Annotated in this window: 22 protein-coding genes; 7 read left to right on the top strand and 15 right to left on the bottom strand. The window is 65.7% G+C overall.

The genetic code is table 11. The features are described from left to right. Position 1: 1 nt before the first annotated feature. The 13 genes from TU34_RS03430 to TU34_RS03370 all read right to left on the bottom strand — a co-directional run bounded on the left by TU34_RS03430 (position 2) and on the right by TU34_RS03370 (position 12,042). Positions 2 to 289 carry a transposase gene (locus tag TU34_RS03430; protein WP_045821446.1) on the bottom strand — a complete coding sequence of 96 codons (288 nt, stop codon included), beginning with the start codon at positions 287 to 289 and terminating at the stop codon, positions 2 to 4. Next, a complete protein-coding gene (locus tag TU34_RS03425) occupies positions 286 to 2,043 on the bottom strand; it encodes a hypothetical protein (RefSeq protein WP_238981153.1) in 1,758 nt (585 codons plus the stop codon). Before TU34_RS03425 ends, TU34_RS03430 begins: the two co-directional genes overlap by 4 nt. Continuing rightward, the gene (locus tag TU34_RS03420; protein WP_045821445.1) at positions 2,040 to 3,527 is read right to left on the bottom strand and encodes an SCO6880 family protein; all 1,488 of its coding nucleotides are present in this window, start codon (positions 3,525 to 3,527) and stop codon (positions 2,040 to 2,042) included. Before TU34_RS03420 ends, TU34_RS03425 begins: the two co-directional genes overlap by 4 nt. Continuing rightward, the gene (locus TU34_RS24465; protein WP_045821444.1) at positions 3,527 to 5,053 is read right to left on the bottom strand and encodes a TrbL/VirB6 family protein; all 1,527 of its coding nucleotides are present in this window, start codon (positions 5,051 to 5,053) and stop codon (positions 3,527 to 3,529) included. Before TU34_RS24465 ends, TU34_RS03420 begins: the two co-directional genes overlap by 1 nt. Next, entirely contained in the window at positions 5,041 to 5,895 is an 855-nt protein-coding gene (locus TU34_RS22205; RefSeq protein ID WP_052688686.1) for a DUF8175 domain-containg protein, read from the bottom strand. The genes TU34_RS24465 and TU34_RS22205 overlap by 13 nt, the downstream gene beginning before the upstream one ends. Beyond that, on the bottom strand, positions 5,889 to 6,470 hold the full coding sequence (locus tag TU34_RS03405) for a DUF8175 domain-containg protein (RefSeq protein WP_476756164.1): 582 nt from the start codon (positions 6,468 to 6,470) through the stop codon (positions 5,889 to 5,891). Before TU34_RS03405 ends, TU34_RS22205 begins: the two co-directional genes overlap by 7 nt. Positions 6,471 to 6,496: 26 nt before the next feature. Continuing rightward, entirely contained in the window at positions 6,497 to 6,727 is a 231-nt protein-coding gene (locus TU34_RS23855; protein ID WP_045821443.1) for a hypothetical protein, read from the bottom strand. 69 nt (positions 6,728 to 6,796) lie between these two features. Beyond that, positions 6,797 to 7,072, bottom strand: coding sequence for a hypothetical protein (locus tag TU34_RS03395; RefSeq protein WP_045821442.1), 276 nt, complete (start codon positions 7,070 to 7,072; stop codon positions 6,797 to 6,799). 25 nt (positions 7,073 to 7,097) lie between these two features. Next, positions 7,098 to 7,691: a hypothetical protein gene (locus TU34_RS03390; protein ID WP_052688685.1), complete on the bottom strand. Its 594-nt coding sequence runs from the start codon at positions 7,689 to 7,691 to the stop codon at positions 7,098 to 7,100. Next, positions 7,691 to 8,620, bottom strand: coding sequence for a DUF8176 domain-containing protein (locus TU34_RS22200; protein WP_052688684.1), 930 nt, complete (start codon positions 8,618 to 8,620; stop codon positions 7,691 to 7,693). The genes TU34_RS03390 and TU34_RS22200 overlap by 1 nt, the downstream gene beginning before the upstream one ends. Beyond that, positions 8,617 to 9,174, bottom strand: a complete 558-nt coding sequence (locus tag TU34_RS03380) for a DUF8176 domain-containing protein (RefSeq protein ID WP_045821441.1) — start codon at positions 9,172 to 9,174, stop codon at positions 8,617 to 8,619. Before TU34_RS03380 ends, TU34_RS22200 begins: the two co-directional genes overlap by 4 nt. Before the next feature lie 10 nt (positions 9,175 to 9,184). Next, positions 9,185 to 10,414, bottom strand: a complete 1,230-nt coding sequence (locus TU34_RS03375; RefSeq protein WP_150116374.1) for a hypothetical protein — start codon at positions 10,412 to 10,414, stop codon at positions 9,185 to 9,187. Between the two features lie 2 nt (positions 10,415 to 10,416). Continuing rightward, a complete protein-coding gene (locus TU34_RS03370; RefSeq protein WP_238981152.1) occupies positions 10,417 to 12,042 on the bottom strand; it encodes a cutinase family protein in 1,626 nt (541 codons plus the stop codon). A gap of 1,189 nt (positions 12,043 to 13,231) precedes the next feature. Between TU34_RS03370 and TU34_RS23455 the strand changes: the two genes are divergently transcribed. The 4 genes from TU34_RS23455 (at position 13,232) to TU34_RS03345 (ending at position 15,936) form a co-directional block, all read left to right on the top strand. Continuing rightward, complete coding sequence (locus TU34_RS23455) at positions 13,232 to 13,921, top strand: helix-turn-helix domain-containing protein (RefSeq protein WP_150116373.1); 690 nt, start codon at positions 13,232 to 13,234, stop codon at positions 13,919 to 13,921. An 18-nt stretch (positions 13,922 to 13,939) separates the two neighbouring features. After that, the gene (locus TU34_RS03355; protein WP_150116372.1) at positions 13,940 to 14,380 is read left to right on the top strand and encodes a hypothetical protein; all 441 of its coding nucleotides are present in this window, start codon (positions 13,940 to 13,942) and stop codon (positions 14,378 to 14,380) included. 95 nt (positions 14,381 to 14,475) lie between these two features. Next, a complete protein-coding gene (locus tag TU34_RS03350; protein ID WP_045821435.1) occupies positions 14,476 to 14,979 on the top strand; it encodes an ImmA/IrrE family metallo-endopeptidase in 504 nt (167 codons plus the stop codon). 138 nt (positions 14,980 to 15,117) lie between these two features. After that, entirely contained in the window at positions 15,118 to 15,936 is an 819-nt protein-coding gene (locus TU34_RS03345; RefSeq protein ID WP_150116371.1) for a hypothetical protein, read from the top strand. On the opposite strand, the gene TU34_RS03340 is transcribed toward TU34_RS03345, so the two are convergent. Continuing rightward, positions 15,899 to 16,759 carry a class I SAM-dependent methyltransferase gene (locus TU34_RS03340; RefSeq protein WP_082079801.1) on the bottom strand — a complete coding sequence of 287 codons (861 nt, stop codon included), beginning with the start codon at positions 16,757 to 16,759 and terminating at the stop codon, positions 15,899 to 15,901. The two genes, TU34_RS03345 and TU34_RS03340, sit on opposite strands and share 38 nt — an antisense overlap. A 472-nt stretch (positions 16,760 to 17,231) precedes the next feature. Here TU34_RS03340 and TU34_RS03335 point away from each other — a divergent pair, with 472 nt between their 5' ends. After that, positions 17,232 to 17,939, top strand: a complete 708-nt coding sequence (locus TU34_RS03335; protein WP_045821433.1) for a YoaK family protein — start codon at positions 17,232 to 17,234, stop codon at positions 17,937 to 17,939. 357 nt (positions 17,940 to 18,296) lie between these two features. Here the strand turns inward: TU34_RS03335 and TU34_RS03330 are convergent, their stop codons facing one another. Further along, positions 18,297 to 18,788: a signal peptidase II gene (locus TU34_RS03330; RefSeq protein WP_045821432.1), complete on the bottom strand. Its 492-nt coding sequence runs from the start codon at positions 18,786 to 18,788 to the stop codon at positions 18,297 to 18,299. 341 nt (positions 18,789 to 19,129) lie between these two features. Between TU34_RS03330 and TU34_RS22850 the strand changes: the two genes are divergently transcribed. Together TU34_RS22850 and TU34_RS03325 are read left to right on the top strand one after the other, a co-directional pair. Then, positions 19,130 to 19,531, top strand: a complete 402-nt coding sequence (locus TU34_RS22850) for an ArsR/SmtB family transcription factor (protein WP_082079800.1) — start codon at positions 19,130 to 19,132, stop codon at positions 19,529 to 19,531. Then, positions 19,524 to 21,692: a heavy metal translocating P-type ATPase gene (locus TU34_RS03325; RefSeq protein ID WP_082079799.1), complete on the top strand. Its 2,169-nt coding sequence runs from the start codon at positions 19,524 to 19,526 to the stop codon at positions 21,690 to 21,692. The genes TU34_RS22850 and TU34_RS03325 overlap by 8 nt, the downstream gene beginning before the upstream one ends. Positions 21,693 to 21,699 lie beyond the last annotated feature (7 nt).

The following is a 21,699-nucleotide window of genomic DNA, read 5'->3' as shown; positions in this document are numbered from 1 at the left end:
ATCAACTCATCGCCCGACGGCCCAGAGCCGAGAGACGTTCGTTGAGACGGGTCAGGGCAGCGACTTTCGCCTCCAATGCGACCAGGGCAGCCCGGTCCTCGGTGGTCAGCAGAAGCTCCGGGTGCGCCGCACGCCACCAGTTGCGCACGGTGTGCGGATGCACGGCGACGTTCTGGGCGACCAGGGCGAACGCCTGATGCCGGGTGATCTCCCCGCCGCCGAGCAGGTCGTCGACCGCATCGACCGCGGCGGCTTTGAACTCGTCGGTCGCTGCTTCGCCCTTCTTCATGTGTTGGCCTCGAGTCCGAATCGCTGGTTGGTGTTGTGGACGCCGGACCCGGCCTCGGTCGGGGTGAACGAGAGCCGAAGCGGGATGCCAGGGCGGTCGTCCTCACCGGACTTGAGCATGAAACAGCCAGTGCCCGGCGGTCGTTGGCGGTGACCGGTGGTGATCTGCTTGATCGTCGCCGCCGTCGGTGGCGGGGTCGTCGACCACGACGTGATCAACCGCTTTTCGGTGTTGGTGAACGACATGACGCCGCCGAGGCGTTCGATCTCATCCGGTCCGACGGGGCCAATGATCTTCGCTCGTGCACGCTCGATGAACCCCAGCGCCTTGTTGACGTCGGCCTGGGACTCGAACGAGGCGAGGTCCTTGATGGTGTGAGTGATCAGCACCAGACCGGTACCGATCTGCCGGTTGAGGCGGGTCAAGGAGTTGACCTTGTCGACCATCCCCGGCTCAGCGAGAACCTGCCACAGCTCGTCCATGATCACGAGGAACTGCCGTTTGTTCGACAGCCCGGCATCGGCAAGGGTGTGGGCGGCCTCGACCGCGCCGAACCCATCCGACCAGCAGGTCAGCAGGATCGCCGCTTTGAGCTTGGAGTGCCCGTCAGGGATCTTGGAGACGTCGACACACACCGCGGGGGCGTCGACGTCGATCGGGACCGTCGACTGGTGGTTGAACACCTCACCGAGGGGCCCGTCGACGATCGCACGCAACGCCTGGCGGAGTTTGCGGGTGATGTCGCGGAACTGGTGGCGGTCATCAGCGCCGGCGGCCCCCCACAACGCCTCGGGAGACTCATCGAGCGCGGCGTCCATGTGCCGCAACAGCGGTGGGCGGGAGAAGGTGAACCCTTCACCGCCCTCCTCGACCGGTCGGTACAGGTGATACAGGATCGCCGAGATCAGCGTTTCCTCGAAATCGGCGACCGACGAGCCGCGGCCGAGCTGCACCAGGGCGGTGACGGCCTGGACCTGGCGGGCATGGACCTGATCGGCGACGTACTCGGCGAGATCCCCACGTCCGGCGTCAACGAGACGCGGGATGATCGACCCCAACGCCCCGACAGCAAGGGGGTTGATCTTCGCCGCACCGGGGCCGGCGTCGATGACCTGGCCCTCGACGGCGTTGGTGAGGCCGACGTAGTCGGGTTTCACATCGCCCATGAACAGCACCGTGTGGCCCTGGGCCATCGTGCCGATCGCGATGCGGCGGACCAGCGACGATTTGCCGAACCCGTTGAGGGCGAGGACGAACAGGATCGGGGCGGTGATCAGACCGGCGTTCATCCACGACAGCGGATCGAACCCGACATCCTCCCCGGTGAACAGGTGCGACCCGATCGGTGTCCCCAGCATCGGCGCGGCGGCGCCGAGGCAGTACGGCGACAGCCCCGCGGTCTGGGTGGTCGTGGCGCGCCACTCCGGAAGACGTGCCGTGGTGGCCATCCGGCCGCCACCGGCGCCGAGGAACCCACGCATCGACTTACCGGGCATCGGCTTGTCCCAGCCCTCGGACTCGATCAACCGGTCGATCGCGATCGCCCGACGACGCTTCTCGCGACCCAGCTCGCGTCGGGCCTTCTTCCCTGCACGCCCGCTGAGTTCGGCCGTCTCGGTCAGCTCCGCCATCCCGAGTGCGGTGCGAATCTTCACCCCGGCAACGCGGACATGGGTCTTGGTCGACGCCTCCTCAACCGACGGCATGTCCTCGAGCGGGGTGGAGCGGTGCCGGGCACCGATCGGGGCGCTCACGCGCCAAACTTTCCGGAAATGGTGGCGTACTCCGGGAGCACCACACCGATCCCGAGACTGCCGGCGAACGCGGCGGCCTGATAGCCCCAGCACCGACGCAACCCGATACGCGCCGAGTCACCCATCGCCTCGATCTCCGAGCGCAGCGTCGGGATGTCATCACCGGCCGCGACGGTGGCGGTGACGATCATCCCGAACCGCGTCAACCCGGCACCGCGGGCCTGCTCGGAGCGGGCAGCATTGGTGTTCTGCACACGCAGCGACGCCGATGCCGAGACCACACCGCGCTTGGACTGCTCAGCCGCGAGTGCTTCGCGGAAGTCGTTGTCGACGAGCTTGACCGCGTCCGCGGTCGAGTGGATGCGGTAGATGATGGTGACCCGTTTACGGGGCACATCCATCCGCGGCGCCAACAGCGGCAACAGCGTGTCGGAGGGGACCTGACCGGCCGGGGGCGCGGCCATCTCCCACGACACCGAGGTGAACCCGTTGTGGCGGTACTCGCCCCACCCTTCCTCGGCGGTGATTGGCCCGGTACCGGTCCAGCGCAGATCATCGGACTCGGTGGTCCCGGCGATCTTCTCCAGATCGGTCACAAGCTCCGGGTTGTAGGCGCGCGTGGGGTAGATGCACAACTCCCCCGCCGACAGCGGTGCGGCGGCGATGCCCGCCTGGGCGGCGGCAACGATCAGCGTCGAGACCCGACGACCGATCTCGGCGGCCTGATCGGCCACCTCGCGGGATGACGCTTCGCGCAGCGGTGCGAACGTCAGCGTCAACCGCACATCTGAGCGCACCCGCGCCGATCCACGATCGAGCACGGTTTCGGCCATGACCTGCTTGGCATAGGCCGGGGCGTTGGGGTCGGTCATCCGGCGGACCTCAGCCCCGACGCGGGCACCGGCATCGGGAACCGACTCGACGACGACCTCCGCGCCGACCGCACCGCGGGATGCACCCAGGCGGGCGAGGAAATCGCCCTGGCCGGCGACCCACTCGTTGATCTGCCACTGATCGACGCGCTCCTGGCCCTGCGGTTGGACCGCCAACGAGATCGCGAAGTGGTTCTTCGACGGGTAGTGGATCAACCCGAACCGGCGACCGTCGCGCAGCTCGTAGGAGTACATGTGCGACCCGGCGGCGATACCGGGCATCCGGGCGGAGCCGGGGACCTGACCGAACACCCCGCCGCGATAGATCGTCTGCTTACGCAGCTTGGCCCACGAGAATTGAAGCCTCAAGATCGTCATCTCCCAACCTGTTCGCCCGCCGCGTGAATACACCAGCGGGGCCATACCAATAACCGACAACAGCGCCAACACACCTGTCACAGGCAGGGATTGGGTAAACACGAACGTCATGATCACCGCGATGACCAGGAAGCCGGCCATCACCGTCACGCCCCAGTTCATTCCGAACAGGCCGGTCGATCGGGGTCGCTCCCACCGGCCGTAGAGCAGCAGTGCGTCTCTGTCGGCGGCCATCAGCGCATCCCTCCCTCGGCACCCATGCCGTCGTCGCCGCTGTCGAAGAACGCTTGGGCTGACTGCGACATGACGTTCGTCGCGGCCATCGCGTCACCCGCTGCGGAGAACCGGTTTCCGCCACCACCACCGGATGACGAACCACCCCCGCCGCCACCGGATGACGAATCCGGGGGCGGCATCGCCGACGACGACGGCACGTTCGATGACGCACCACTCATCTCCGCGCCACCACCGCCCGAGGTCGGGCCGCGGCCGCCACCAGACGATCCGCCCGAGGCCATCGCGCCCGCGCCCTCGGAGCTACCCGCCCCCGACATCCGCGACACCCCGCCGCCGCCACCGCCGCCGTCGCCGCCACCAGAGCCACCGCCACTGCTCAGACCGCTTGTGGCGGCGCCGGACTGACCTGCGGTCGATGCCGCACCGCCACCAGCGGCCGATGCACCACCGGACGCGGCAAGGGTTCCACCCGCCGCGACAGCGCCGGCGACCATCGCGCCCGCAGCCAGACCGGAGCCCCCCGACATCGACAGCCCGGCCGAGACGAGTTTCATCAGCATCGGCAACACCAACGCCGAGAGGAACAGCAGAATGAACCCGTAGAGGACCTGGGCCTGATCGTTGGCGCCACTGGCACCGGCCAGGGTGAACGCGGCGACGAAGCAGCTCGCCGCGACGAGTTTCCACAGCAACAGGGCGATGACCCAGCGCACCGTCTTGGAGTACGCGGCCTTGCCGAGTTCGGTTCCCGAGGCGGCACCCATGATCGGGATGTAGGCGGTCACCAGGATCAACATCGCCTGGCGGACAACGAGAACGACGGCCTGGAAGATCGCCCCCAGTACACCGAGGATGGCGATGATCAACACCAGGCCCGATCCCATGCCCATCAGAACGTTGACGTTGACGATCCGTTCGATGACCTTCGACGGCGCTTCACCTTTGGTCACCGAGTTCAGCCACGCGATCGACAGTGCGTCGGTGCCCTGACTCAGCGCGGTCAAGAACCCGCCGAACATCCACGCCCCGATGACCGCGCGGCCCATCGCCTGGAACTGCTCCTCGCCGGCGGCATAGACCGCGTGGCGTTTGGCCAGCATCAACCGGATCGCACCGACCACGATCGACAACGCCATGAAGATCAACTGCAACCGCAGCGTCAGTTCCTTGACCTTCTGGATCGCCGAATACTGCGCCGCCTGCGGGGTCGGTATCCGCACGAACCAAGTCAGCACCGTCACCATCGCGGTCCCCGCGCCCTGCAGGATCGACTTCACAATCCCCTTGAAGCCGTCGGAAGCAACGTCTTTCACGGCATCTTTGGCCGCCCCGCCCACGGCCTTTGCCGCAGTGCAGGACCCGGGGGCTATGGCTTGCCCGGCGGCGCAGACCGCGTCGGTGATCGGGTTCGCCTGGGCCACCGGAGCTGCGCTCGGCACGATGGCCGCGCCGCCGAACGCCACGAGCGCAGTGACGAGAAAAGCTGTGAGTGTGCGGCGCAGTGCCGTTCTCAGTCGGTCCATGGGCTCATCCCCGCGATCGCGAACCGAATCTCCGGGCGGCCGGGACTGGTCGGGGTGACGATGAGCTTCCAGGTGCCATCGGACCACGTCATTGCCAGCGTCGAGACGCTGTATCCGCCGGAGGGGTTGTCGTCGGGGTAGACCGGCCCCGATGCGATCTCCACTGATGCGAAGGTGCTGGAGTAGTTCGTGACGCTGACACCTTGCATCGTGCCGGCGGCGAGATCTGGATTGGTCAGGGCGACCTTGCGCACCGGCCGCGAGGTTTTCGCCACCTGTTCGATAGCTGCGGTCTCCCCCGATAGCAGAGTCCGTTGCACCGTCGCGGCGACGTCGTCGGGGGCACTCAACCACAGCGCGAGGATGGAGACCCCGGCCAGAGCTGCGCCCTGCGGGGTACGCGCCCACCCCTGCGCGACACCATCTTTGACCTCGGTAGGTCCGTCGGAGGTGGAGAACGGGACGATGGGCAGGTCGTAGAGCTTCTGCCACATCAGTCCAGCGGGGACGCCGTTCTCATCGGCGGGGGTTCTCCCGGTCTGCGGCAGGATCTCCCCGGCTGGATTGGCGGGGAGCTGTACAGGTTTGTTGAACTTGTCGACGGTGGTGCCGGTGAACCCAGACCCACCGGTCGCCGTGGACGTCGGCGGGGCCGTGGTGGGGGCGGTCGTGGTCGCGGGTGCCGTCGCGGGGTTGGTGGTGCTGTGGTTCAGGACGACCACGAGCACACCGGCGATCGCCAGGACGACGATGATCGCGATGACGCTGAGCCACACCCCTTTGCGGGAGGTCGGCTTGGGTGCGGTGGTCGGGAACACCGACCGCGGCGCGTTCATCAGCATTGGCCTTTCAGTGCGATCGTCGACGGCGGGATGCCGTCCACCGCGGTAACCGTCGAGGCAGTCGACGACGAAACGGGCAGTTGGAGCTGCCAGTCGCCCTCGGCGCCCCACACCACTGACGCGGCGTTGGAGGTGTAGGAGCCGTCCTTCTGGCGGGCGATGATCGCGACGTCGGCGCGCTGCGGGGTGTACTTGCGCATCTGGTATCCGCAGATCTTCGGCGGATCGGTGGCCGGTGCGGTGATCGACACCCGAACCCGCTCGATGGTCCAGGCGTCCCGGGACGGGCCAGGGGCGAGGAGCTGGTTGCCGACGTCGGACCACTGGTCGTCGGCGGCCACGCTCATCCGGACCGTCGCGTTGATTGCGGCCAGCCCGGCGCCGGGCCCGTTGTGGTCGAAACCGTGGGGGGCGACGATCGGGATCGAGGCGTGCGGCCCCTGGTCGGCCGTCGGCACTTTCATGCCCTGGAACGACGCCCAGTCCAGACCGGTGGGTGGTGCATCGGGGGCGACCTGTGCGACGGAGCTGGCCGGGTCGGTACCGGCAGGCTTGTCGCTGCCGCACCCGGCCAGCAGGGCGGTCGCGGCCAGGAGCCCGGTCAGGACAGCAGCGCCCCGGCGATTGCCCCGGATGCGCCGACCACGATCGCCGCCATCAAGTTCGCGACGATGTTCTCCACCCCGTCGGCTCCGTGGCCGTCCTGTTTGGCCTGATAGAACAGGCCCCCGATCCAGATCAACCGGGCCACGGCCAGCAGACATGCAAGCCAGGCGACCCAGCCCAAGACCTGCTCGAGTCGGGCGTAGGCGGCGTCCATTCCGTCGTTCATGTTGTGTCCCTGTCTGGTTCATGGGGTGTGCCTGTTCTGTGGGGGTGCGGGCTCTGCGGAAGCTCGTGGTCAGACGAGTGCGCCGACGAGACCGCCGGCGGTGGCGATGACGACGCAACCGACCAGCGTCCAGGCGACCTTGGTGGCCGCGGCGTTGTCGGCGGTGCCGTGGGACTTCTCGAATCCGAACTTGGCGCCGGCGGCGACGAGGGCGACGACGGCGGCGATCATGGCCAGCCATCCGGCCCAGGAGACGACGGTCAGCAGCTTGTCGGAACCGGGAGGGGCGGTGGGGTTGACGGTGATCGAGTCGGCGATGTTGGTGATCGTGGAGCGCATGGTCATGTCTGTTCCTTCTGGTGGGGGTTGGTTATCCGCGGTACCGGGCGGTGACCGTGGAGACGATGTCGGCGCCGACGGTGCACACCGACAGCGGAGGTCCGACAGCGAGATCGGTGGATTTCTTGTCGGGCAGCGGGGTTCCGGGGAGCCACGCCGCCAGCGCGTCGCGGCGGGCGAGGACCAGTTCGTCGATCCAGGGCAACGTCCAGGTGTGATCGACGTTCTCCCCGACGGTGGCGGCGTAGCGGGCGACCTCTTTGGGGATGCGGCCCGGACGAGGAGGGGTCCAGATGATGCCGAACACATCGACGGGCTCGGGGACGATGTCGTTGCGTAGCCGGTTGGCGGCGTCGTCGACCCCGGCCATCGACAGCCGCGCGACGAGGACGCACCACTGGGTGGAGCCGCGGTTGGCGGGCCACAGCTGTCCGGAATCGGCCGCCGGTGCCCACATTTTGGCGAGGGTGGTGGTGCCCACTCCCCCGGCCGCGCCGACGAGGGCGAACAGCGGCGGCAGGTTGTGCCCGGAGGTCAGTTCGTCGGTGCGCCAGGACGTTGGTTGCGCAACGGCGGCTTCGGCGTCGGGGTGGGTGTTGGTGTACGCCTCGTCGTGATCGGTCATCACGGTTGGCTCCCTTCATCGGAGACGATCGCGTCGATGACCCACGCCGTCGGAGTGGTCGCGGACAGATAGAAGGTCATGCGGTGCCCGACCTGTAGTGGGTCGGCCCCGGAGTGCAACCGGAGGTCGACGAGCACTCGAGAAGCGGAATCGGTGGTCGTGATCTGCGCGCACCACCCGTTCGCCGGCGGCAGTGCGGTGATCCACCCTTGAAGCTGGTCAAGTGTCGGGGCGAGCGCGGTCTGGGCCATCGTTGCCCGAGCCGCAGCCGCCGAACGGGCGTCGATGAGGGCGGAGACAAACGACGCGATCACACCGACCGGGGTCTTCTGATCCCCACCGGTGGCCACGGTGGTGGTGTCCCCGTTAGTGCCGCTGGCGCACCATCCCTGCGGTGCCGGTCCGGCAGACTTCGCGGCTGGGGCTGACGAGTCGTCGCCGGGGAGAACCACGACCACGCCGATGGCGATGACCGCGGCCAGGACTGCGACGAACGCAGCGACAATCCCGATTCGCCGTAGCGATCGACTGCGGGCCTTGCGGGCGCGGCCGTCGACCACGAGACGGTCCAGGCGATCGTCAGTGGGTGCTGCCCACTGCTCGGCCCAGTCCTGCTGTGCTGGTGTCGGTGTCACCGCTGCCCACTGCGCGGTCGGGGCGTCATCGCCGGGACCGTGGCCGCCGACAGCGATATCGCCGCGGTGCGCGGAGTCGTCGACCGCCGAGTAGGCCAGGTCGTCTCCCGGCGCCGGGTAGGAATCGCCCGGCGGTGTCGCGGGCGCGGCGGGCGCCCAGAGGTCCAATGCGTCGTGCCCGGCGCCGGGGACCGGGGAGTTGGTGAAGTGTTGCTTCTCCTCGATGCCGTCAGCGGGCGGTTGCGGGGTTGTCGATGCGGGGGCGGTGACCCAGCCCCACCGGTCGTCGCTCACTGCTCGACCTCCCCGGCCACTCGGACCGCGCCAGGAGCGCCGGTGACGGTGGCGCGCATCTTGTACTCCGCATCCGCCCCACTCGGGGGTTTGTAGTCGAGGGTGAACAGCACTGTGGACGGGTCGGTTTGGCGCAACCGCAGGCAGTAGGTGGTGCCGGGTGGGAACCCGGCCAGGGCATCGGAGAGGTTCTGGGGGCGGCCCATCGCGGCGCCCTGGGCGACAGCGTCGGCGGCGCGGGTGGAGTCGCGGGCGGTGATGACCGACCAGTGGTAGTTGGCGACAGCGCCGATCCCGGAGTCGTGGTCCCCGCGGCCGCGGGTCACCGTCTCCCCCGGCGCGGCAGAGGACGGGTCGCACGCAATCGGGGTGATCGCAGGAATTGGAGGTATTTGGCTGACCTGGCTGCGGTCGGGGGCGAAGTCGGCCAGTGAGGGGGCCGAGTCATCGCCGCACCCGGTGGCCACGGCGAGGACAGCGAGGGTGCCGCACACCACCAACACACGGCGGAAAGCCGGGTGGTGGTGTGCGCTGGTGGTGTGCGACAGGTTCATTGCAGGTCAACTACTTTCGGTGCTTGCCCGCTGCGGGAGCGGGGGCGAGCTGCGGGTAGGTGATCTTCAAGCCGGGAAACGCCTTCTGTGCCTGGCGGCCGAAGTCGGCGACACCCTGGGCGACGGCGTCGCGGGCGGTCTGGGCGAGAGCCCCGGCGGCCTGGAACGGAGCGTCGGCCTGCTGATGCGAGATCGCGATCGGGGCCTTGATCGGGCCGACGTTGATCTCGCCGGAGACATCGCCGGACTTGTTAACGACGTAGTCGACCTTCCCGTTGCCGGGCAGGTTCGCCCGATCCAGGTGCAACTCGTACTGGTTGGCCTCGGGGTTGGGCGGCGCAGGCTTCGACAGGATCGGAGCCTCGTTCGTCGCTCCACCCAACGGAGCGTTGGGGTTTCCGCCGGGATCGCCTGCGCCGACGGCGTAGCCGATGATCCCGCCCAGGGCCGCGCCACCGAGCGCACCCAGGGCCGCGCCACCGGCGCCGCCGGCGAGGGCACCGACGACGGGGCCCGCGGCCAGACCGATCAATGCGCCCGGTCCTGCGAGAGCAGCAGCACCAGCCGCGCTACCCACCGGCGAGAGCGGCGTGCCGCCGACGGCACCGACGATCGCACCGGTCGCGGCGCCGACCCCGGCGCCGACGGGGAGGCCCACGATGGCCCCGGCAACTGCTGCCGGGATGCCCAGTGCCACAGCACCGGCGGCACCGCCGGCGAGGATGCCGACGGTCGTCGAGGCGGCGGTGCGGGCGGCCTGATCCTTCGGGAAGCCGATCGACTCGTAGTAGGTGGCGGTGCGGGCCTCGATGGTCGCGGCCTGGCCGTTGATGTTGTGGGCATCTGCATCAGAGATGACGCCCTGGGCGAAGTGCAGGTTGCCGAGCTTGATGACGCCGGGGTGACGGAGCTGGTTGGGCAACACCGGGGCGACGGGGGCAACCCGCCGCGGTGCGCGCAGCGCCGGGGGCACCGGGTTGTAAGAGCCGCGGTAGGTCGGTTCGACGTAGCCCGGTGAGTTCTCGTAGACCACCGGGGCGTCGTAGGTCGGCGCCGGGATGATCGACGGTCCCGGCGGGATCGGAGCGGGCGCGGGCGCGGGGGCGGAACCGGGCGCGGTGTCTGTCGTGGGGGGCGCCGAACCGGGAGGTGCGGCGAGGGCCTGCCCGGCGGTGGCGGCGGTGATCGCGGCGGCGAGCACCACTCCTGCTGTCGTGCGGGTCATCCGGTGCTGGGACACGGTCATTCTCCTTCTGGGTGGGTCTGCGTCGACGGGACCGTCGACGTGGTGGTGGTTGGGGTTCCGGCGACGATGTCTCCGCCGCCGGGGTTGTAGGACGAGCCGTCACCGATCGAGGCATCCGAGCCCGAGGTCGACGAGGACGACGTGGTGGTGGTCGACGGCATCTCCACCGACGGTGTGAACACCGAGGAGGTGCTGTTGCCCGAGGAGGTGTCGTAGTTGAGGACACCGTCAGATCGGTACGGGGAGAACGAGTGCTGACCGGCCGCGTCGTGGGCCAAGGCGGCGAACCACTGCGCGATATACATCGCTGCACTCGGCACCGAGGCGGTCGTCGCCTTGGCGTAGGAGGTGTGGGTCTGCCCGGCGTTCCAGTACGACACCAGGTTGGTGAGGTTGAACAGATCGCTGTTTGCGGTCACCTCGGTCTGCACCGCCTGGAACGCTTCGTCGGTCCACCGCGACACCGTCGACGGCGGCACCAGCTCGACCAACGCGGCCGGAACCTTCGCCGCCAGAACCCCGAGCGCAGCAAGCGGGTTGGCCAAACCGACGGCGGCGACCTGGGCGATCGTGTCAGGGGTGAACACCGACTTCACCACGGTCTTCACCGCGTTGAAGCCGATGGTGCCGACCTTGACCAGCGCATTGATCGAGTCGTTGACATTCGGCATCGGCGACCGCGGATCAGAGGCAGCAGCGAGGCGGGTCGAGAGCGGCTGCGACGGCGTGTACGACAGGTCCTCGAGGGAATCACCGGAAACGTCCTGGTTGATGACATCGACACCGGTCTTGATCGCGGTCGACCCCAACGCCGTCGCCAAGGTGGCCAGGGTGCCGACGGGGTCCTTCTGGTCGAGCTTCGACGAACCGGCGATGTTGGTGACCACATGCATCAGAGGCGAGTTCGCCGGAGCGTCGCACGCGAGATCGCCAGTGGCGCAGAAGTCCCCGACCCGGCCTGCGAGCTGGCCGTAGTCACCGGAGATGTCAGCGGTCGGCCCGATCCCGGCGCCGGTCGGGGTGGGCGCGGTGTAGGCCGGGAGCTTGGCGAGCGAACCCGAGTCATCACCGGACGGGGACTGCGGCTTGTCCCCTCCCCCATCGAACGTCGGGGCACCCGCCTGACGGACCGGGTTACCCAACAGCGCAACACCCGCGACACGGGAGGCATCGACCGGGCCCGAGCCCTGCCCGATCGCCTTGGCGACCATCGACACGACCTGCGCACCCTGCGAATAGCCGAGGATCCCGAACTGGGCGTCCGAGCACTTCTGCGCGGTCTGCTTGATCGTGTTCGTCAGCCGCGTCGCGCCCTGGGTGACCGACTGCGAGTACGGCTCATCGCCGCCCTTCACAGCGCCACCGAACCCCGCGTCATACGGCACGGCGACATCAGTGGTCAGCGACCCCGCCAACGACGACAACGGCCGGGTGATCGCACCGAGCATCCCCGAATCGAGCTTGGTCGACCCCGTCGAGCTCGTCTCCCCCGTACCCGGGACACCAAGCACATACAGCGGCGCGCACGCGCCGCCACCTGACGCCGGGGCGGCAGTTGCCTGCGCCCCCGACAGGGCCGCACCCGAAAGTGCGAGGACCGACGCGCACGTCGCGGTCCACATCCGAAAGTGGGTCATAACCAGCCATTTCTATGAAGGGGTGACCGGTCGACGCAGCTACAATCGAAGCTGTTCGAAACAGTCAAAGAGGAACTTCCGAACACACGCCGACTGGGTGCGAGAGACGGCACATCACCCCACCCAGTCGGCTGCAGGTCATGCCAAGCCGGACGACTATCCGGCCCCGCCGACCTGCGTTGCGCTACTGGGTGTAGGGGTTGGTCGACCAGCCCCATCCCGGCCCGTAGTGCTTGCACGGAGCCGACGGCCTCGGTGTTGAGAACCGCTTCTGCGTGCACTTCTCGATCGGCGTGATGGCTCGAGCGCTCGCTGTGCCCGCACCCGCCGCAACTCCCGAGAGAGTCAGGGCCGCAAAGAGACTGACCGCAACGGCCGATGTCTTTATCCGCATCTGCAATTCCTTTCGTCAAACCGCCGACCCGCTTACGGGCCGCGGTCCTCGCGCCGTCCTGGCGCGGGGTCCTCGGGTTTGGCGTCCGGTCCATGTTTGATGGCGGGTAGCCGTCGGGAGATGCTCGATGCGAATTCAGCAGTGCACATCGCCAGATCGGTGCTGTCACAGGCCGGCCCTCAGACGATCAGCGGACCACCAGAGCCATACCGAACTGGGATGGATACCGAACTGCGACGCGGCCTGCACGCACGCGGTCCACTCGGAGATCTGTCCCTGCGAGAGCAGTTCTCGGACGCACTGCTCGGCACTTACCTTCACCGCCTCGGGAATGCTGCGGCTACTGCGTAGTGCCGTTTCGGTGACCGGTCGTCGCACGACCTGGGCCGCCGACCATGGGTCGACATCGCGCACAATCCGTCCTCGACGTATCGACGGGCCGCTACGATGAGCGCAGTCGCGGCCCTATGGGTTGCTGGCTGTTCGATCGGTTCGGACGCGCTAGGGACGCCAATCACTGCCGCGTCCGAACCGGTTCTTTCGAGCCAGGTGGGCGGTCCCTGGCACGTCTACTTCCTGTTTCCTACCCTTGCACTGCAAGCGTATTACCTTCATACGTCGGTCACAAGTGCGTCATTTGCTGTCTGCGTTGGTTGTGTTAGTGGTTTATGATGCCATCAGGTTCGGCTTATGAGAGGAGGTGTGCATCCAGTGGCTCGCAATAAGGTGCTGGCGACCGAAACAGCACTTCACCAACTACGAGCCGCTACGCTCTATGGCGTGTCTGACGAGATTCCTCCGCCTCTTGCGCACCTCGCGGATGCCGTGAAATCCCGACGAAGGGGCCTCGGTCTCACAAGAGAAGCGCTTCGTCTCGCGGGCGGGCCTTCTGATTCGACGTTGGCCCGAATTGAGAACCCCGAGCCCACCACCGCCTTTCCGCGGCCGAGTACTTTGGCCCGATTGGACGTCGCGTTGACGTGGGAACCCGGCTCTGCAGCAAGCTGTCTCGACCTGAAGCCCCCGCGCCCGATCTCGCGGGGTGAAGCGCCTGATGAGAAGGCGGTCAAAGGTCCACCAACAGTCGATCCACTCGACTTCGCTCATGTCGCCGTGCCCGCCGAGGTAATCCGCGAAGGACTCGATCTTGTGCAGCGACTCTCTCGTAGCGAGAGGGTCGAGCCGGCACTTTCACGCGAGCTGAGCGTATTCGCACACCATCTTGGCGCAGCACACGCGACCGAGGTGCTGGAACGATTCGTCGCCGCCGGCAAGACGGTTCCCGGATTCCTACTGACGACGTTCGGTCCCTATCTGACAGAGGGTGTTTCAGACGACGAAGTCGACACCAGAAAGCAGCCTGACCAGGAATATCGACGCTGGTTGGCCGGTCTGGCGGTCGACGACGACGGCCGGTTCCACGACCGGCTACAGCAGAAGATTCGTGCAATTGGTTACTTCGCCGACTAAAATAAAAGGATGACGTGCGTGGAGGATGACGACCTTACGACGGCTAGAAGCGAGACCCTCGCGCTGCGGCTGCGAATCATGATGCAGCTCGCGCCCGGGATCGACAAGGACTCGCCTGAGTCGCTCGCCAAACGAGTCAAGGGACTGGGTTGGCCGATCACGGTCGAGCAAGTCAGACGGCACGTCGACGGTTTGGAGACTCCATCCGTGGCCGAACGGGCTGCCTACGCACGAGCCTGCCAGTGGCACGACGACACGTCACTGCTGTCAGACGACCCGTCACAGTACCTACTTCCGCTCGTGCAGGCCGAGATTCTCTTGTCGCTGCGTCTCATCGGGATGCCGCATTCGAGGGGCGGGCGGGAGTTCCAGGCGCTCGGGCACATGTCCATGGACGAACTCCGCAACTACCGCGCTCATCTCTTCTTCCGAGAGCGGCCGCGTCTCCTGGCCGGATGAGGTTGGTTGCGCGGCCGCGGAAAGCTGAGCGGACCCGTCAAGAATCTCCACGCTCCACTGCTGAGCAGCTGGTCCGTTCCCTCAACCCGGGGCCAATGTGGACCGTCGACAGCTTCGTCGTCGAACAGTCATTCCTTCGCAACCGGCCGATCCGCATAGTTAGTGCTTCCGGCGATTCCGATCAGCCCCACGGAATCACGGGCCAGTTGTGGCCCTACGAAAGCCACGATGAAATCGTGGTCAGTGCAGGTCTTTCGGAGACAGAACGCCGATACGTGATCGCCCATGAGATGGGACATCTTCTGCTGGACCATCCGCGACGCGCATCCTCGCACCAGTGGACGCAGTGGCTCAACGCGCTGCCACCGTCGCTCGTGACGGCACAGGTCGGCTCCTTTGTGTGCCATGTCGGTCACGCCTCCGAGCTGAATCTTGCACCGCTGAACGATGGCGAGCGCGCTGAGCAGGAGGCTGAATGGTTCGCCTCGATCCTGTTGGCTCACGTCGACGAGAAGCGGTCGAGAATCGCGGCCCACAGGGGACATGAGCGCGGGGCAGTGATGATCGACCGCATAGCTCGATCCTTCGGCTACTACTGAATGCGATAGGAGTCTGCAGTGTGGCTGCTCGATCTCGTGACTACCGCCGGTTCGTTCGTATTACTCGGCATCGGAGCCGTGTTGCTCAGCCGTTCCGGACCCATCACAGCTCCAACGTCTGGGGCACATTGGATCGGGATGGCGATCGTCCTCTTCGTCAGTGCACGCCTGTTACACCTACCGCCTATCGAAAACAGCTTTGACGCAGTTGCTTTGGGATCAAACCTCCTTGGCAAGTGGTACAACGTGCCGTACTTTCTCACAATTTCGAGCACGACGCTCGCGTTGGTCTACTGCGTTCCAGCGACCGCATGGGTGGTCGGGTATCGATTCAATCCTGCCGCTCCACACTGTATGGCGGCCTTCTCGGTGGCCGTGCTGACGTTGTCATTTGCGACGAGTGATCTGCGGACCAGGCCCATCGGGTACCTACCGGATGCGTTCGAGTGGAGCGCCTCGCAGGTGGTGTTCTGGGCCTACGTGGCGGCCACAATCGCGATCGTTGGTGTTGCCGCTCTCGCGCTTATCGGGCGCACCTTGTCGGAGTTCGCGGGCGCAATTCGCACGATGATGATCCTGATCGGACTTGCAGCGCTCACCGCGATCACCTTTTCCGGCCACATCGTCCTGCGAGTCTTCGTAGTGCACGCTGCTCCGAAGCTGTTTCCTGCGCAGTACGTTCGGAACAGTTCACTCATCGCTGTCGGCTTGACGACCGCTGTCACCGTTCTTCTTGTAGCAGCTCTGCTGGTGCCCCAGTTCGTCAAACTACGTGACCGCCTGCGCAGGTATCAGCTGCTCATCAATCGAAGCGACGAATGGCTACGGTCGCGACGCGTCTTTCACCGAAATCTGTTTGGAGACATCGACGTACCAGTGACTCGGGCTGAATGTTGGAGGGCTTCAGCCACCCCGGTGGTTACCCACCGGATGATGTTCGAGATTGCGGAGCGTTGATCTCGGCCGTGATCATCCATGCGACTTCGGCTCCGATAGCAGCCTCGTCGTACGGAATAGTACGGCCGACAGACGGCGCATATTGCGCTATCGACTGCGCCTCCGTGACGCTCCAGTCTGCGCCCAGCCATTCGGCCGGCGACGTTTCGATGGCCGACTCGAACGCGTAACCGTTGCTGCCGGCGGCCGCCGACATGGCTTTCGTCTCCGCGTCGAGTAGAGCTCCCCGCCCAAAATGGACTGCGAACAGGTGACTTCCAGGTGCGCTCAACCCCACGATGCTGGCCACGATCTCGCGGCTGTCGATGTCGTGAAGATACATAAACAGTCCCTCAGCTATAAAGAGCGCGGGACGCGCTGGGTCGAACCCAGCCGCCAAAAGTTCTTCGGTCCACGACGGCGACGTCAGATCTGCAGCGAGACCTCGCCAATTCGGGCTGTCGATACCGAGCCCTCTCGACTTCAGTTCAGCGACGTCTGACCGGTCGATCTCAAAGACAGTGATCCCGTTTTCGAGCCAGTCGAGTCTGACAGCACGGGTATCGAGACCCGCGCCCAGGATGACGACCTGGCTGATGTCGCTCCCTGCGAGAAGTTCCCGGCATCGGACGTCGAGGAAGTGGGTTCGCACGGATAGCGACACGTACACGCGTTGACCGTCGACTTGATCGAGGGTGATGTTCTCTATTCCCAGGCCAGCCTGTCGGACCAGTTCCGAAGCGAGGTCGTCTCGGAACAGGCGGTCCTCACGAGCCGACTCGAGAGCGCGCATTTGGGCAGTGATCACAGCAGTCGTTCCGACGCTGGAGATGTCGACTGTCATAGTTAGCTACCTTATCGCTGCCGCGCGCCGTGGTTAAGAGCGTGGCACCCACAAGCTACCGAACCATAGGTGCCCTCATAGGCGCCCACGCTTCGGGAGGTGACAGCTAAGGCGTCTATGTCGGACCCAAACCAGAAGCAGCCGACAATTGACGCTACTTCGACGTCGAGAAGCATCCCCGATCGACCGGTGGCTGCGCAGGTGACCAATTCCTGGGGTGTAAACGGATGAGTCCCCGTCACGGCGGTACCTAGAATGATCTAGATAATCGCCCTTTGTCCAGGTTCTTCTAGGTCAATGCATCGGTTGCGGGCCCACCGGGGGGCGGAGCCGGCCGGCATGAGAAAGAACCCGCGTCCCCGGTGCGGGAACTTGACGTGACCTAGACGGCGTGCGGCCAGGTCGTGTTGGTCACGTCACGTCGCCCGCCGGATGCCCGATTACTACTATTTTACATAGTATTTCGGGAAACATGATCAGTAAAGAAGATGCGACCGGTCCTGATGCCCGCCTGTCCTGGTTACTCGCTGCGGTTGCCGGAATGATCGGCGCTGCAGCGTTCCTCGATTCGCAGGGCTACTTCGTCACCTTCATGACCGGCAACACCGAACGCGCTGTGCTGCAGGGATTCGACACAACCCGATCCCGTGGAGTGATCGGCCCGTCCGCGCTCAACGCCGGGATCCTGATCGTGGCGTTCGTCTCCGGGGTGGCCATCGCCATGTACCTGCGGCGCCGGTTCTGGAAGAACCATCCACACGGGGCGACGGTGCTCACCACCATCGGATTGTTCACCGCGGGCATGACCGACCTCATTCTCAACGGGTTCGACGGCAACGAAGTCACCTACGTCCCCATCGTCATCGTCGCGTTCTCCGTCGGCGCACTCAACGCTGCATTCGTCAAGAACGGCGAGGTGTCCATACCGCTGAGCTACGTCACCGGCACCCTCGTCAAACTCGGGCAGGGCATCGAACGACACGCCCGCGGCGGCGGCACCATGTACGACTGGCTCGGCTACACCCTGCTCTACGCGGGTTTCATCGCCGGCGCCACGTTCGGCGGCATCGTCGGCACCATCATCAACGACGGCTACATCCTGTTCGGCGCCGGCGCGCTGTGCGCCGCGGCCACCGCCGTGACGTTCTTTCATACCGACCGCAGGACCATCCTGGGCTAACTCGGCAGACAGGATCCGAACGGGCGCCCACGGTTTGATGATCGTCTGCCGCTACCCCCGTTTCGTGACGGTCTTCACCTCCTTCAGCCATGCGACTGACACCACTGCGGAAGTCAACCGCAGAACGCCATCTCCGCGCCGACGTCGGGGGCCGTCGTCTCTGAGGAAGGACCGCCAACACTCGCTGTGTCGGAGCAAGGCACCAGAGGTGTCAGGCCGCGCGCGGTGTCCGATGCTGCCTTCGGAACGAAGGTGTCGACGCGTTCGACGTTGCGTCTACCACCGAGCGTCTAAGCATGGGGGCGGTGGGGGCCAACCGAGACATTGGCGCGCGAATTCTCGAACATCGATGAGTTACTAGGGGTCTGGTGTCGAGTCGCGCCAGAGCGCGCCCAGGAGCAGCACAAGCCCGAAGATGATGTAAACATCAGCGAGGTTGAACGTCGGCCACCATCCGGTGTGAAAGTAGTCGGTGACCTTGCCGTCGGCCGCCCGATCGATCACGTTGGCACCGGCGCCGGCAAAGACCACCGACAAGGCCACCACCAAAGCGGGCGAACTCGTGGCAGCGGCGCACCAGGTGTAAGCGCCGACGACGAGAGTGATCGTGGCGGTGACCGCCAGAATTACCCACGCCGGCAACCGGTCGCCGAAGCTGAACGCAACCCCGCTGTTATAGGCCAGCTTGAGTTGCAGCGGCCCCAGGTCGAACGTGCCACCACCCCCGAGTCGTCGGCGGGCAAGTGGTTCGACAAGCAGCGGAACGGCGACGAGGGTTGCGCTGAGGACCACGAACACCCAACGCAGATGCTGGGTGCGTGTCAGACGGTCAGTCGCCACGCCTCTCATGCGCGGCCACCCCCAAGATGCCGCGCTGAACTCGGTGGTCGGTGTCGAAGTCGCCAGGCGACACGCTCATTGCATTGCCAAGTGTTGTCAGCACTTTTCCAGTGTGCATGTCCCTTCGAGGAGGTGCGTATCAATCCGCTCGTGCGCACCGCCCCTGCGGCTCCGAGAGCTCGCGGCTGTTAGCGCCGGCGGCTTCTCCAGCTCGCCTGACATGACGCACGCGACTGAATCGACATCCGGCGGAAGCCGCACAGTGCGCTGCTGTGTCACAACGCGACCGTTGACAACGGTCCGCCAGCGGGCACTATCCGGCTCATACCAATATGCGTTAGTATGTTGATATGACAATCGAGCCTTTCGACTCCTGCGACCTTCTATGTCTCGATCTGCCTCGGGCCGAGGAGATTCGGGGTTCGTTGCCGGGTCTCGTGCGCGTTGAACCAGTTGCAGCCGCTGCCCGGGCACTCGGAGATCCCACCCGAATGACCATCGCGACCGCCCTCTTTACCGGGGGTGAGTTATGCGTGTGCGATGTTGCCTGGATCGTCGGCCAAGCACAGAACCTCGTGTCGCATCATCTCCGTCAGCTAAAGAGCGCAGAACTAGTCATCGCACGCAGGCAGGGACGACTGGTCATGTACTCGCTGACCGACCGGTCACGTGCACTGGTACAAGCCCTGTACGCCGACTCCCTCACTGCTGAATTCCAGAACACCACCGACTCGGAGGTCGGCCATGTCTGACGCGTGCTGCACCCCGGAGACCACGCCCGCCCAAAACAGCGCAGCAGGTGCCCCTGACGAGGGGCCTGCGCGTCTGTGGCAGGTTCGCGAGCTCCAATACGCCTCTATCGCGGCGCTGTCACTCGTCGTTGGTTGGACGATCGGCCGCACCGGGATGGACGGCGTCGCGACAGCACTCGAGATCATCGCCGCCATTGTCGCCGCTGCCACGTTCGTGCCGTCCACAGTTCGCAACCTGCGGTACGGCCGCATCGGAGTTGGCACTCTGATGACCATCGCCATAGTCGGGGCTGTTGCGCTCGGCAAGATCCCCGAGGCCGCAATGCTCGGCATCCTGTTCTCCGTCGCCGAAGGCCTCGAACACTACGCCGTCACGCGAACTCGTCGTGGACTTCGTTCGTTGTTGTCGCTTGTGCCACCACAGGCCTCAGTACGACGTGATGGCACCGAAATAGTGCTCAGCCCAGGCGAACTCGTTCTCGGCGACATCATGATCATCCGTCCGGGTGAACGCGCCGCCACCGATGGCATCATCCGCGCCGGCACCACGAGTCTCGACCTGTCCGCGATCACCGGCGAATCTGTTCCTGTTGAGGCCGGACCGGGCGACGATCTCCACGCTGGTGCGATCAACGGTGGAGGCGCCATCGAGGTCGAGGTGACAGCGGCAGCCTCCGACAGCTCACTGGCACGGATTGTGCACATCGTCGAGCAGGCCCAGAACCGCAAGGGTGCCGGGCAACGACTGGCAGACAGGGTCGCGCGACCCCTCGTGCCTGCGATCATGATTCTCGCCGCCTTGGTCGCGGGCATCGGATCGCTTCTCGGTGATCCGATGCTATGGATCGAACGTGCACTCGTTGTACTTGTCGCAGCATCACCATGTGCGCTCGCGATCGCGGTGCCACTCACTGTGGTGGCTGCGATCGGTGCCTCGAGCCGTCAGGGCGCGCTGGTCAAGGGCGGCGCGGCTCTCGAAGAACTCGGCCGCATCAAATCGATAGCACTGGACAAAACCGGAACACTGACCCAGAACAAGCCGCAGATCATCGATGTGATCGTCCGGGCGGACGTTTCGCAAGTACGTGTGCTCAATCTGGCAGCTTCACTCGAAGCACGCAGCGAACATCCCCTCGCCCAAGCGATCCTGACCGCCGTCGACCAAGTGACTCCGGCCGAGGATGTGGTGGCCCACGCAGGCCGCGGACTGTCAGGCAGCATCGACGGCGTGACAGTACGGCTAGGCAAGCCCGGATGGATCTCATCCGACGGAGTCGACAAAGCAGTCGCTGAACTACAGAGTGCGGGGGCCACAGTCGTTCTCGTCGAAGAAGACGGCATTGTGCTCGGCGCGATAGCTGTCCGCGACGAATTGCGTGCCGAGGCACCCGAGGCGATCAGCAGACTCGGCGATCTGGGCATCGAGGTCGCGATGTTGACCGGCGACAACAAGCGCACCGCCGATGCGCTCGCCGCTCAGTCCGGCATCACGACCGTGCACTCAGAACTGCTCCCCGAGGGCAAGGCCGCGCTGTTGAGCCAGATTGCACGAGGCCGAAAGATTGCCATGGTCGGCGACGGCGTCAACGACGCACCAGCGCTGGCAACTGCCGACATCGGAATTGCCATGGGCGCTATGGGAACTGACGTCGCGATCGAGACCGCTGACGTCGCCTTGATGGGAGAGGATCTCCGTCACCTCCCGCAACTGCTCGCGCACGCTCGTCGTGCGCGTCGAATCATGCTGCAAAACATCGGACTGTCACTAGCGATCATCGTCATCCTCATCCCGCTCGCGGCCACCGGTGTACTGGGACTCGCGACCGTGGTGTTCATTCATGAATTCGCCGAAGTCCTGGTAATCGGGAACGCCATCAGGGCCGCGCGAACAAAGTCGCTACCCGGTTTGCGCACCACACCGGCGACGGCCACGACTCACCACGTCACAATCGCTGCGACGGCAGACGTAGCCGAAGACCTCTGCTGCCCCCCAGCACCCCCGGCAGCCCAGGTCTCGTCGCTGGAGATTGTGGCGGCGACAAGCCCAACTGGACCGCGATCGATCCCGACCGAAGTGTCCACAAAATCCGACTGCACCTGCTGTGGTGGGGAACAAGCAACCAAGGCGGACACGGCCCAATCGGGTAGCGCAGCCAATTGACTCAATA

This window comes from Williamsia herbipolensis, assembly GCF_000964005.1.
GTDB lineage: Bacteria > Actinomycetota > Actinomycetes > Mycobacteriales > Mycobacteriaceae > Williamsia_A > Williamsia_A herbipolensis.
This window is presented reverse-complemented; position numbering and strand designations above follow the sequence as displayed.